Here is a 13,164-nt window from a genome sequence, read left to right as displayed (position 1 = left end):
CAGAATCATCATCATCAAAACTTGTCGAGCACGGCGCACCAATGCGCCGCTCACGCCCGGTCAATACGGACGACCACCATTGTAACCTGCTGCCAAAACGAAAACTTTTGTCGCGAGGCAATATATACTGAAAGTGCACAGTACGTTACATGGCCGGGACGTGGGTCAGGCAACTGGGTCAATCCCCCGCCCAGGCAAGGTGCATCGGATTGAACGACAGTCCCTTGACGCACTGGGTTGGCGCCACCCGCACGAAGCCAAGCCGTTCGTAGGCCGACACGGCGTAGTTCGACGCATTGACCGTGAAATTGCCGTCTCCGCCGCGCGCAATGGCGGCGGCGCGCGCTGCGTGCCACAGGCGCCGCGCCAATCCCTGCCGCTGCCAGGCCGTGCCGACGAACAGGTGAAACAGATGGCTGTTGTCGCGGATCGCGATGAAGCCGGCCAGCCGCTCGCCATCGAGCGCCACATGGCAGATGTGCCCGCGCGCCAGGTAGCTGCGGATGCCATGCTCGTCATTCTCGGCCAGGAAGGTCGCGGCGCCGAGCGGCGTTGATTCGTGCACGATGAATTCCAGCGCCAGGCTGCGCAGCAGCGCGGCCATGGCCGGCGCCAGGACCGGCACGTCGGCAGAATCGAGGGGGCGGATGACCATGGCGCGTTCCGAAAAAGGCGGTGGTAGAAACGTCAACATACCATGACCGGTGTACCGGCTTGCAAATTCATTGCCTTTGGGTGGCGCGAATAATGGCATCTGTTCAACGCATGACTTGCCAACAAACAGTAGTACAGTGTCATCATCCCACCATCCCCCCAGCCCATGCCTTCGACGCTTGCCGACTTTCGCTTTGCCCCCTCCTTCGATGTCGCCGTCGCGAGCCGTGTGGGCGCAGGGCCCGCCACCCGCAGCGAAAACCAGGATAACTTTGTCGTCATCGATTTCGATGGCCGCGCCTGCCATCTGCACGACCAGCTGCCGGTCATCACAACGATTGCCGGCTGGCCCGCCGGGCATGGCCGTCTGGCAGTCCTCGACGGGATGGGTGGCCATGGCCACGGGCGCGAAGCGGCCGAAGCGCTTGCCGCCGGCCTTCTTGCCATGCCGCCCTGCACCGCACTCGCCGCGTTGACGGCCAACCTCGATGTCCTGCACGCCATGTTGCAGGCGCAGTTTGCCGATGGCGCCGGCGCGACGGGCCGGCCCGGCACGACGCTGACACTGCTCGAACTGCCGCCCGGCGCCGCGCCGCTGCTGTACCACGTGGGCGACTCGCGGCTGTATGAACTCGATGCGCAGCAGGCCACGGCGCTGACAGTCGACCACGTACCGACCACCGGCGCCGCAATCGCCGGCCGGCTTGGCGAAGCCGACTGGTGGCGCGAAGTCCACGGTCGCCACGCGCCGCAGATTGCCCAGGCGTTCATTCTTGGCAATGCCTTTGCCGATCCCTCGCGCCTGTCCGATGGCTTGTTTGCCCTCACGCCCGCGAACCTGCCATGCTGGCTGGCCCACCTGCCCGACCGCCGCGCGCTGCCATTGCGGACCGACGCAGCCTATTTGCTGGCCACCGACGGCTTCTGGTCGTGCGCCCAGCCGGACATGTTGGTCGCGCGCTGGCCGGCGCTGCTGGCCGATGCGCCAGCGGCGGCGACGCTCGTCGAACGCTTGTTCGCACTGATGGAGAACGAGCCGCCTGCTGGTGTGCAACCGGATAATCTGACGGCGCTCGTGCTGCGCCCCCTGCCCCGCCACGCCGACGAGACCGCCTTGCCGCTGGACGACGACGCCACGAATTATTGAACGTTGAAAAGATAGCAAATTATTTTGATGCTTTAGGAAAATAATGTTGGTAATCAACGAGCTCGGTGCGCCGTGCCTGCTGAAAACAGCGTAAGCTTGCAACACCGTTTTCGAACTTTCTAAACTGATCAATCTGACATGAATCGCTGCCGCAATCCCGCGCATCCGCACTGCACCGTCTGGGTCACCCCCGGCGAGGTGCGGTGCGCGCACGGGCATGCCCAGCCTGAGGCGGCGGCCGGTGCGTATCAGGCACACGCCGCGCCGTTGCCGCCGTCGGCAAACCCGGTAGTCGATGGCTTGCCAGCCAGTTTCGATACGATCAGCGCGGTGCGCACGCGCCGGGACACGGTCGTCCCGACACCGGCACCTGAGTCGACCAGCCTGCAGCGCCCGCAACTGCACATCAGCGGGTTCGATCCGCGCGCGGCAGGCGGCCGCCAGGCCCTGCGTCTCGAGCTGCGTGGGATGCCTATGGATTGCGCGCCCGACGTGCGCATGCTCGTCCATTCGGCGCTGCGCCTGCACGGCGGCGAAAGCTATTGCTTCCAGCGCACCTCGCGCGGCGACTGGCGGCCGCTGTTTCTCGAATTTTCGTCGCGCGGCCTCGAACACGGCCAGTACCGCATCGAGATCGAACTGCACAGCCGCCACGCCCATGCGCCCGACGCCAGTCGCACCTGGACCTGCTCGCCCGTGATTCTCGTGCCGCGCCAGGATGCCAGTCTGGGTGAAATCCACCAGACCTTCCTCGCCACGCACAAGAACGTGCGCGTCACGGCCGACGACGCCGGCATCGCCCGCGTCAATGCGCCAGGCGGCGGCCGCATCGATATCGACGTCGTGGCCCGCAACGCGTCCATTGCCCACCTGAACCTGGACGGCGGCAACGGCACCGGCAAGATCGACATGGGCATGACCACCATTGCCTGGGACGAAGACCTGATCGAAATCGACCTGCCGGCCCAGCCTGCCGCGCACCCATGCCTGACCGACAGCGCGTGCCTCGTGCACGCCGAAGCCGATTCGGCCACGCAGCGCCACGTGCGCCTGTTCGCGCTCGACGAATTCATGCTCGGCCGCTTCGAGCTCGATGCGCCCGACGCCGACGTGCTGCTGGCCCACCATCGCGAAACCGGCATGGACATCGGTGGCCTGACGCGCCGGCTGTCCGGCCGCCACGCCATCATCCGCCGCAGCCGCGCCGGGTTCGAGATCGAAGACGTGTCGCGCTATGGTTTGCTGCTCGACGGCGTCTGGCCCGGCAAGCACATGCCAGTGCAGCTGCGCCTGGGCATGCGCATCGAAATGACGGCCAGCATCAAGGGCATCGTCACGCTCGAAGTGACGGCGCTGCTGGCGCATGCGGTCGTGCTGCACCGGCTCGATGCGGGCGCACGCGCCGAATGCTTTTATCTGATGGCGCCGGATGCGGTGCCGCCGGCCGGTCAGGCAGCACTCAACGGCGCTGGCGCCCAGCCGATGGCGCTGCCGCGCGCCGCCGCCCTGCCGCTGCTGTTCCACCGTAATGGCGGCTTTTGGCAACGTGACCGGGCGAACGGCCGCGACGCGCCGCTGGCGATCAGTGGCACGCTCGACCGGGTGCAACAACCCGGCATCGGCATGGCGGCGCGCTTCGTCCCCACTGCCTATCCCGAGGCGCGCGCCGACCGGCGCAGCGTCGATCGCCGCAGCCTGATTGCAGCCGCGCTCAGCGCCTGATCAGCCGTACGACGGCACCAGCACCAGAAAAACCAGCGCCGCACCGGCCAGCAGCACGGCCTGCAGGGCGAACACGATCGCCGGCGCACGCAGGTGGTCAGGAATTTTCATGGCATCACCTCCCTCGTATTGACACGCACAGAGTGATGCCAGATTACGCCCGCCCGCACTGACCGGGCGCGCGTTAGCCGCGCGGCAAGGTCAGTCGCGGCGCCAGGTTGGCGGCCACTGCGGCAGCGGGATGCGTTCATTGTCGCCCGCCAACGGCACGAAGCGATCGTTTTCCCAGTCGCGCGCCGCCTGTTCGATGCGCTCGCGGCTGCTCGAGACGAAGTTCCAGAAAATGAAGCGCTTGCCGTCGAGCGGCGCCCCGCCGATCACAACAAAGCGTGCGCCGGCAGCGGCGCTCACTCGCACCGCCGCCCCCGGCTCGAGCATCGCCATCGTGTTGGCGGCGACGGGCTCGCCGTCGATCTCGATCGTGCCGAACGGCGCGTACAGCGCGGTTTCATCGGGCAAGTCATCCAGTTCGATGGCCGCGCCGGGCGCCAGTTGCACGTCGAGGTACAGCGTCTGGCTGAAGGTCGGCACCGGCGACGTCTGGCCGAATGCGCTGCCCACCAGCAGCCGCACCGTGGCGCCCGGCAATGCGATCTCGGGAATCCGGTCGGCCGGTGTGTGGCTGAACGCAGCGGGCGTTTCTTCGTGCTCGCGCGGCAGCGCCGCCCACAGTTGCAGGCCGTGCGTGCGGCGCGTGCGTTCGAGCAGATCTTCAGGCGTACGCTCGGAATGCACGATGCCGCTGCCGGCTGTCATCCAGTTGACGGCGCCCGGCTCGATGCGCTGCTCGGTGCCCAGGCTGTCGCGGTGCATGATCGCGCCCTCGAACAGGTACGTCACCGTGGCCAGCCCGATATGCGGGTGCGGCCGCACATCGTGGCGGGCGCCGGCCGGCGCTTCCACCGGCCCCATGTGGTCGAAAAACAGGAACGGCCCGATGGATTGGCGGGCCGCAGCGGGCAACATGCGGCGCACGGTGAAACCGCCGCCCAGGTCTTTATCGTGGGATCGAAACAGGTGCGCGATGGCCATGGCAGGTGTCGTAAACAAGAAAGGGAATGCCTCACTGTACACCGGATCGCCCGGCGCGTTCCAGTCTTGCCTACATCAGTTCGCGCACCACGCGCAGGCCGACGATATCGTTGGACAGCACGGCCGAGAAACCGTTGCGCAGCGCCGAGCGCAGATAGCGCGGGTTGTACAGCCACGAGCCGCCGCGCAGGATGCGGCGCACCTGGTCGCCGCCCGTTTCCCAGGCGCTGCCGTCGTCCGGCGCGCCGTCGTAGTTCTCGTGCACGACGTCCTGCACCCATTCCCAGACATTGCCGTGCATGTCGTGCAGGCCCCAGGCGTTCGGTGCGAAGGTATCGACCTTCGTGGTGCCGTGCCGGAACTCGCCGCGCGGCCCCCCGTTGTAGGTGAACGTGCCGTCGAAATTGGCTTGCGTCGTGGCGATCGTGTCGCCCGTGTTGAATGCGGTTTTGGTGCCGGCGCGGCACGCGTATTCCCATTCGGCTTCGCTTGGCAGGCGATAGCGCTTGCCGGTCGCTGCGCTCAGCCACGCGACGTATTGCAGCGCGTCGAACCACGTCACGCCGACCACCGGATGATCGTCGGTTTGCGGAAAGCCCGGCGCGGCCCAGTCGACCTCGCCGGCCGGCTGCCAGCTGCTTGCCTGCGCGAAGGCGCGCCACTCGCCCACCGTCACCGGATAGCGGCCCATCGCAAACGGGCGCTCGATGCCGACCCAGTGCTGCGGCGTTTCACGCGCGATCCAATTCTTTTGCGAACCGGCCGCCATCGCGATGCGGCGCTCGTGCTCGGGAGAACCCATCTGGAAGCGCCCCGTCTGGATCAGCACCATCGCCGGGCCACTGCCACTGCCGTCGATGAAGGCGTCGCGCAGGATGCCGGTGTCGGCGACCGGCGCCGCCGCCGTCGGGACATCTGCCAGCGCCACGGCGGCCACTGCGTCGGGCGCCCGTTCCTGGCTGACAGGCTCGCCCACAGCGCCCGCTGCGGCGTCCTCGCGCGCCTTTTTCTGCTGCGCCAGATAGGCTGCCGCAGCTTTGAGTTGCGCGGCCTTGCGCGCCGCTTCTTCCTTGGCCGCCTGGGTCTTGGCGACTTCTTCGTCGCGCCGGGCCAGCAGTTGCTGGCGCAGCGATTCCTTGCGCGCCAGGCGCGCCTGTTCGGCTTCGAGCCGTTCGCGCCGCTGCTGTTCGCGCAGCTGCACGCGGCGCTGCTCGTCCTGTTGCGCCTTGATGACAGCGGCCGCCTCGGCCTCGATTGCGCGCCGCGCGGCCAGTTCGCGCGCCACGCGTTCCTGCTCGACGCGCTCGCGGGCGTCCTGCGCCGCCTGTTCGACGGCAGACGGCCCGGCCGCCGCGCGGATCGCTGCGAGCAGCGCGTGCACGCTGGCCGGGCGCGCCGCCGGGTCGCGCCCGAAACCACCGCGCAGCACCTCCCACTGGCGCGCGCCCAGCGTTTCGGGCACCGTGCCGCCCGGTTCGCCTGGCAGCACGCCCGTGAGCAGCTGGTGGATCATGACGGAAACCGCATACACGTCCAGCGTGGGCTCCGGTGTACGGCCTTCGATCACGGCTTCCGGCGCGCGGTAGCCGGCCGTGCCGGAGGTGGCCGGGGCATCGAGCTTCGACGCCGGGCCGCTGGCCCGCGCGCGCGCCGCGATGCCGAAGTCGAGCAGCTTGACGTCGCCCTTGGTCGTGACGAATACATTGCCCGGCTTGATGTCACGGTGAACCAGGTGATGCCGGTCCCACGCATAGTCCAGCGCAGCGGCGACCGGATCGAGCAAGGCCAGCACGCGCGCCAGTGGCAGGCGGCCTTCGCGTGCCAGCACGGCGTCGAGGTCTTCGCCTTCGAGATACTCCATGATCAGGAAAAAGCTCGACGTGGCCGGGTCCTGCGCCCATTCGTAGACGCGGACGATGTGTTCGTGCGCCAGGCGCCGCGCGCGCGTGGCTTCCTGGATCAGAAGCTTGGCGTGACTGGCAGCGGACGTCGCATGGGCGGGCAGGATCTTGAGCGCCACCTGGGCGCTGTGCCCCAATTCGGCGTGCGTAGCCAGGTCGGTCGCCTGCCACACCTGGCCCATGCCGCCATGCGCGATCAGGCGTTCGAGCCGGTAGCGCCGGTTTTGCGGGCCGATTTCCTGGCCCGTCATCAGGCCGATTTCGGTGCCGGGGCGAACTGCAGGCGCAGCGGCGTCGTAGAGCGCATCCGGATCAGCGGGCCGCTCGCCCGGCTGGTAGGACGCGTCGAGGATCGCGTTCTTGCGCAGCTCGAACTCTTGCCGGCTCAGCAGGCCGTCGTCGTGCAGTGCGCGCAGTTCGCGGATCTTGTCGATGGCTGTTTGCATTGATCGATCAGGCAGACGGCGCCCCGCCGCAGGCGGCGCACACGCGATCGTCGCGTTGCAGGGCGTGGCCATGCACGCACTGGCGCGAACCCGCCACACCGGCTTGTGCATGCAAGGCCGCCTTGTTCACGTCGTTCTGCAGTCGCAAGAGGTCGAGCTGATGGCGCCGGTCCTTGTCCACTTCGTGTTCACGGCGCGCCTGTTCGTCGCGCACCAGCTGCGCCGCCGCGCGCGCCGCCTCGCCCATGTCGACCTTGCCGGCGCCAGCCACGCCGGCCAGCGCCGTCAACTGGTCAGCATCCATGTCGGCATGCACGCGTGTTTTGAGGTAATCGGCCAGCACGACGGCATTGGCGGCATCGGCCAGGGCCAGCTTGGCCGTGTCGTCCATCGCGCCCAGCGCCGCGGCGCGTTCCATCGCCAGCCGTGCGAGGGCGATCTCATGCGCCCGCTCGCCGGCGCGCGCCGCCTCGCCCAGGCCGGCGCGGCGTTCGTCAGCATGCAGCGCCACGTCCTGCAGCGAGCGCGCCTGCAACGCTTCGAGTTCGATCGTGCGCTGCAGTTTGTCCTGCTGGGCTTCGGCATCGAGCTTGCCGGCGCCGCGCCGTGCGCCCTCGATGCGCTGACGCGCCTGTTCGTCTTCCCATTCCTGCGTGCGGCCGGCCTCGCGCAGGCGCGCATCGTTGGCCAGCTTCAGGGCCTGGTAGCGCGCCTGGTACTCGGCTTCGTCGATATCGCGCATGCGCCGCGCCGCTTCGGCTTCGCTCTCGCGCAGGCGAATCAGTTCGTCACGCTGGCGCGTCGCGTCCTCGATCAGGCGCGCCTGATCGATCTTGTGGCGGATCTGCTGCTGCAGCAACTGCTGCGAGAACCGCTGCTGCGCCGACTGGCGCGCATGCTGCGCTTCCTGCTGGGCGCTGGCGACTTCGGCGCGCATGTGCACGCCGGCCAGCGCGCGCAGGTGCTGCCACTGCGCCGCTTCGTCCGCGCGCTGCGCCCCTTTTTGCGCGGCCTCGTGCTGCAGCTCGGCCAGCACCTGGCCAGCGCCCTGCGCCATTGCCTGCTCGCGCGAGGTGGCTTCGAGGATGCGGCCATACAGTTCGATCTGGCGTGCACGCACGCCGTGTGCGCGGTCGGCGCCCTGCAGCGACATCTCGGCGCGCGCGATGGCGTCGTCCTGGCGCAGCTCGGCGCGCCGGATGCGCAGGCGCGCTTCTTCTTCACTGCGCTTGATGCCCTGCCATTCTTCGGCCGTGTACAGCTCGTCCAGGTGGCGCTTGTGCGCCAGTTGCACGTGCTGCTCGTCGGCCGCCAGCCACATGCTGCCCACGCGCGCGCGGTTGGCGTCGTATTTGTCGTGGCGCAGCTCCACCGTCTGCACGCTCGTCACCGCCAGGCCGTAGTCGGCCAGCAGGAGCTTGAGGCCGCCCTGCAGGCGTTCGTCGAGTTCTTCGCGCAGCGCGCCGCCGGCCGCCATCTCGCGGATAGAACGCGCGCCGATGAATTCCAGCGCCAGCTGGCGCACCGGATGGGCCAGCAGTTCGCGCAACTCGGGCGTGCCGATGGTGCCGGGCGTGGTCATGAAGTGGCGCGCAAAGGCCGGGACGTTCTCGATTTTGATGCTGACCGTGAAGCGCACCGAAATGGCAAGCTGCTCGCAGGTGGGGATGTCGTCGAACTCGAATGGCACCGGCAACGCCGTCGTGCGCGTGACGAGGATTTCCGCGTGCTGGTCGCGCAGCAGATGGTTCAGGCGCGTGAAGAAGCCTTCGAGTTCGTATTCGCCCTGCGGCACTTCGGTCGCCTTGTCGCCCTGCAGGATGAAGCCGCGCGCCGTGGCGGGCACGCGCAGCGTCTTGACGAACAGCCCGGACAATTCGCGCAGGCCAAAGAACACGGCCAGTTCATCGGGCGCCGGCACCCAGCGGTTCTCGACCAGCACCGGCTTGCTGCGCGGCGCCCCCAGGATCACGCCGCAGCCCGCACAGTAGCGTGCATCGACCCCATTCTTGCGCTCGCACCGCGGGCAGCTGGCGCCGTTTACTCCGAACATGTGCAACATAGCTGACTCCGTTTTCTCTCTTGCCTTCTGCTTGCCAACCTGCCGTCCAAGCCACCGATTCTAGCAGCGCACTGTCTGCGGCCGCGGTGCGCTCGCGCACGCCCGTGGCTTCAAAATCCGTAATCTCAAATGATGCCGATGCGCTCGACACACGCGAGGCTCGCGCCGCGCGCGCGCAGCGCTTCGCGCATGCCCTGCGGCAGCGCGCCTTCCCATGCCTTGGGAAGCAGGATGCGGTCGCCCGGCCCCGCTTCGCGCAGGATCAGCGCGCACTTCGGCGCCAGCGCATCTACGGTCTCGACCTTGCCCGCATGCCAGGCGCTCGACGTGCCGGTGGCGATTACCCGGCCCCGCGCCATGAATTCGCGGCCACGCGCAATACGGTCAGCCATCACCAGCGCCAGACCATACGAGTCGCCCGAAAAGCCCGTCTCGCCAAAGCGCACTGTCGTTTTCCACTGACCCTGGCCACGCCCGTCAAAATGCCGCGAGCCGGCCAGCACGGCCCGCACCTGGCCCTGGCGCAGCGCGTCCAGGTCGGGCACGCTGATGGCATCGTCGTCGGCGTCAAGCGCACCGGCCAGCGGCCGCACGCTCACGTCGACCCAGCCGAGATCATCGTGGTCGCCGCCGCTGTGCAGCGGGAACCAGGCGCGCGCGCTGGCCGTGGCTGCGCCCGGATTCGGCTGACCCGTCAACGCGCCCAGGTGCGGCAAGGCGTCCGGACCACCGGCCAGCACGCCGTCGGGCACATTGACGAGCGCGCGGCCGTCGATCCGCCCCAGATGCCAGTCGTCGGACCAGCCATTGGCCACCACGGGTCGCACCGCTTGAAACACGCCGCGCACGATGCGGTCGGCCAGCACGGCGGCCAGTTCCCAGTCGCGGGTGGCCGGATCGAATGCGCGGTCGGCACTGAGCACCACCTGGTCGCGGCTGTCATAACGCGGCTCGGTATGGCGCGCCAGGCGCACCACCTGCTGCATCCGCTCAGCCTGCGCCGGTACGCCGGGCACGCTGCACTTGACGTCGGCGCGGCCCGCGCGCGGGCGGCGCGTCGCGGTGATGGTGAGCATGCTGCCGTCCGGCAGAATGCTGCGGCAGCTCGCCTCAAGAAGGGGCGCCGTCATGCCGTCACCTCGTCCTGCACCTGCGTGAGACGGCGCGCACCAGTTTCAACCTCGAGATTGGCAACGATGCGGTCGGCTTCGTCGAACAGCACGTCGAGCGGACCTTCGCCGGCAACCTTCATGCGCGCCAGCAGCGCCCAGGCTTCGTCGAGCGCTGCCGCGGCGCGGCGGCTGTGGCGTGCGCGGCGCAACTGCTCCTCGGGCGCCAGTGGCTGGCCGGGCGCGGCCAGTTCGAGCGCCGGCATCGTGCCAACCGACAGGCTGACCAGGTCGAGCCGGCGCAGCAACTCCTGGTGCTGGCGGAACCGACCCTGATCGGCCGGCAGTACCGCCATGCGCACCGCGCACATCAGGCACGGCAGCTCCAGGAACAGGCGCCGCAATGCACGGGCATCTTCGCAGGCCGGCACGAATGCTTCGGCTGGCATTGCAGCCGCTGGTTCGGCCGATACTGCCGCAGTCACTGGCACGACCTGCGCCGCCAGGCGTGCTTCGAGCAACGCCGGATAATCGTGCGCCGCGCCCAGGTCGACCGGCACGCAATCGTCGACCGTCACGCCAAAACGCGTGTACATCAACTGGTTGAACCCGGACCGGAACGTGTTCCACTCTTCGAGCGTCGTGCAGGGTGGCAGTTCGAGATTGCCCTGGGCCAGCTCGCGCTGCAGCGCCGTTTGCGCCAGCGCGCCAAAGCCCGCGAGGTCGACCACGCTACCCGCTTCGCTGGCCAGGAACAGGTCGAAACGCTGGTGCGTGGCGCGCGGATCGCTGGCATCGACGGCAAAGCTCACGTGCAGGCCAATCTCGGGTGCGCCGGCAAACGGGACGAGGTCACAGGTGTACGGCCCCGGATGGACGCACCAGGCGGTTTCCCCATCGAGGGCTGCGATGCGGCTGCCCAATGCCAGGCGCCGGCTGCGGCCACCCCGGTCGACCAGCACGGCGGCGCACGGCGCAGGAATGGTGATCCCGGCTGGCGCCGGCAACGCGATTGCTACGCTGCCAAGCAGGGTCGCGTCAAACGCGTCCTGCCGTGGCGGGCGTCGCAGGGGATTCCTGAACAGTGAACCTAGCATCGTTATCCTTGAGCGAATTCGGGAACTGCACTATGTGGATGGGGGCACGGGCATCACATCAAAGCGCGCCCCGTGCCGTTGAAAGTGTGAGGAAGGTGAGGCTGCAAACGGCCACGGGCCTTCGCACTCGCCGTCCGCGTCCAGGCTGCCCTGCACGATCACGCTGCCGGCGCCGTCGCGCACGGCGATCGCCGCGCGCGCTGCCAGCAGTTGCGCGGCGCCCGGCGCGTCCAGATCGAGCTGGACCACCACACCGGGCACGCCGCCCTGGTCGACGAAGTGCAGGCGCCACATCCGGTCGTCCGTGCGCAGCACCTCTAGAGGTGCGCCGCTGTCGGCCGCGCGGAGCAGTCCCGCGCTGCCGGTCCAGCTCATGTGCTGGGTGCGGCGCACATCGGCCAGATGGCGCATGCGGCGCAGCGTCAGGGGCGATGCCTGCAGCGCCGCGCGTTCACCGTGCGTCAGCGGCCGGCTGCCGTCCAATGCCTGCAGCAGGATGGCGTCGGCCAGCATCAGGCCATCGCCTTCCACGCGGCGCGCCAGCAGTGCGCCGGCCTGCAGTTTGCGATCCAGGTTCGTCATGCCCATCGTTGTTCCTCCTGTAGTCCAGCCACCTCGTTCAGACGCAGTATCGCGGCGTCGCGCCGCTTGCGCAGGGTTGGCAGCGAGACGCCGTCGAGCTGAGCCAGCTGGCCCATCGTCGGCAATTCGCCCGTGGCGGGGTCGCACCACTCGGAAGGGAAACAGTCGTCGAATGGCCCGAGCAGCTTGAGGTACACCGCCAGGCGTACCGGCAAGCTGTCCTGCGCCATCCGGCGCGCTGCCCAGCTGGCGCGGTCCTCGACCGTCGCTGCCACTACCAGATAGTTGGGGGGCAGTGAAACGCAGGGCGCGATGGAGGTCAGTGGTGCAGTCATTGGCGCTTCGATATCCGGCTCTGCATCCAGGTCGATGTCCAGCGCTTCCTGGCGCGCTTCGAGGATCTGATCCGGGCCGGGCGTGCTGCCCTGCTCGGACTCGTTCAGCACGCGCCAGTAATCGTCGAGCCAGGCGTCGGCCGCGCTGGCGTCCTGCAACCAGTCGCTGTCGCGGTTGGCCGACAGCGCGTCGTACTCGCCGATTTCGCGCAGCATCGCGCCGATCTTGTCGGGACTCGATTTGAGGCTGGCGAAGCGTTTCGAGCGCGTGTGCAACGGCCCCGGCGCGCCCGTGTGCGCTTCCAGGCTCTCGCTCCAGCGCATGATCCATTCAGGTTTGCAGTCGCCGATCGAGCGTAGCTGGCGCGCTTCAATCGGCATCGCCTCGACACTGCGGCCCAGGATCGCGCCGACCTGCGCCGCGTGTTCGCGCCAGCTCTCGAACAGTCGCGCGATGTCGTGGTACGCCGTGTCGAGCATCCGGTAGGCGTACATGCGGTTCGGGCTGCAGGGCCGGCCGCACGCCACCTGGTAGTGATCGCTGTCGACCTTGTCGCGCAACACCGCATACAGGTCATTGAATTTCTTGCGCAGCAGCGCGTCGCCGCCAGGTTGCGTCCAGAACGGACCGATGCGCGCGTATTCGGTGGCCACGGCCGTGCACAGTGCGACCCAGTCGGCGGGGCGCGCCTGCAATTCGTAGACGAGGCTCAGGGCCAGCTCGGCGGTCGTCTCGCCGTAGCTGTTGCCGGGGGCATGCGCGCGGCTGCCGCCCGCGTGCAGGATCGGTGCGACCGCCTCGACGTACGCGGCCAGCGACCCGTCCGTATCGGCGCCCTGCAGACTGGCGGGGTCGATGCGGGCGAGCGCCTGCAGGGAACACTGACCCAGCAACTTGCGGACCTGCTCCCAGCCGTGCTCCTGATACCGGGTGCCCGGTAAACGCATACCTTCCTCGTCCTCGATTTCGCTGCGCACGTGTTGCACAGTGAAATAGATGATGCCATACAACTACAG

At 68.3% G+C, this 13,164-nt stretch carries 10 protein-coding genes; 2 read left to right on the top strand and 8 right to left on the bottom strand.

Annotated features, from left to right (window positions below):
* Positions 1-178 precede the first annotated feature (178 nt).
* Positions 179-655, bottom strand: coding sequence for a GNAT family N-acetyltransferase (locus NX775_RS21315; protein ID WP_258837787.1), 477 nt, complete (start codon positions 653-655; stop codon positions 179-181).
* 165 nt (positions 656-820) lie between these two features.
* Between NX775_RS21315 and NX775_RS21310 the strand changes: the two genes are divergently transcribed.
* Positions 821-1,801: a PP2C family protein-serine/threonine phosphatase gene (locus tag NX775_RS21310; RefSeq protein ID WP_258837786.1), complete on the top strand. Its 981-nt coding sequence runs from the start codon at positions 821-823 to the stop codon at positions 1,799-1,801.
* 138 nt (positions 1,802-1,939) lie between these two features.
* Entirely contained in the window at positions 1,940-3,523 is a 1,584-nt protein-coding gene (locus NX775_RS21305; RefSeq protein ID WP_258837785.1) for an FHA domain-containing protein, read from the top strand.
* Positions 3,524-3,724: 201 nt separating this feature from the next.
* Here NX775_RS21305 and NX775_RS21300 read toward each other — a convergent pair whose 3' ends face one another.
* The 7 genes from NX775_RS21300 to NX775_RS21270 all read right to left on the bottom strand — a co-directional run bounded on the left by NX775_RS21300 (position 3,725) and on the right by NX775_RS21270 (position 13,095).
* Positions 3,725-4,615 (bottom strand): pirin family protein, encoded by an 891-nt coding sequence (locus NX775_RS21300; protein ID WP_258837784.1) that lies wholly within the window; start codon positions 4,613-4,615, stop codon positions 3,725-3,727.
* Between the two features lie 70 nt (positions 4,616-4,685).
* Entirely contained in the window at positions 4,686-6,962 is a 2,277-nt protein-coding gene (locus NX775_RS21295) for a bifunctional serine/threonine-protein kinase/formylglycine-generating enzyme family protein (RefSeq protein ID WP_258837783.1), read from the bottom strand.
* Positions 6,963-6,969: 7 nt separating this feature from the next.
* Entirely contained in the window at positions 6,970-9,024 is a 2,055-nt protein-coding gene (locus NX775_RS21290; protein ID WP_258837782.1) for a coiled-coil domain-containing protein, read from the bottom strand.
* 125 nt (positions 9,025-9,149) lie between these two features.
* A complete protein-coding gene (locus tag NX775_RS21285) occupies positions 9,150-10,154 on the bottom strand; it encodes a hypothetical protein (protein ID WP_258837781.1) in 1,005 nt (334 codons plus the stop codon).
* A complete protein-coding gene (locus tag NX775_RS21280; protein ID WP_258837780.1) occupies positions 10,151-11,230 on the bottom strand; it encodes a hypothetical protein in 1,080 nt (359 codons plus the stop codon). Before NX775_RS21280 ends, NX775_RS21285 begins: the two co-directional genes overlap by 4 nt.
* 30 nt (positions 11,231-11,260) lie before the next feature.
* Positions 11,261-11,812, bottom strand: coding sequence for a hypothetical protein (locus NX775_RS21275; RefSeq protein WP_258837779.1), 552 nt, complete (start codon positions 11,810-11,812; stop codon positions 11,261-11,263).
* Positions 11,809-13,095 (bottom strand): hypothetical protein, encoded by a 1,287-nt coding sequence (locus NX775_RS21270; protein WP_258837778.1) that lies wholly within the window; start codon positions 13,093-13,095, stop codon positions 11,809-11,811. The genes NX775_RS21275 and NX775_RS21270 overlap by 4 nt, the downstream gene beginning before the upstream one ends.
* Positions 13,096-13,164 lie beyond the last annotated feature (69 nt).

Source organism: Massilia aurea, from assembly GCF_024753205.1.
GTDB classification, from domain to species: domain Bacteria; phylum Pseudomonadota; class Gammaproteobacteria; order Burkholderiales; family Burkholderiaceae_D; genus Telluria; species Telluria aurea.
The sequence above is the reverse complement of the archived record's forward strand: the minus strand, read 5'-3'. Positions and strand labels throughout refer to the sequence as shown.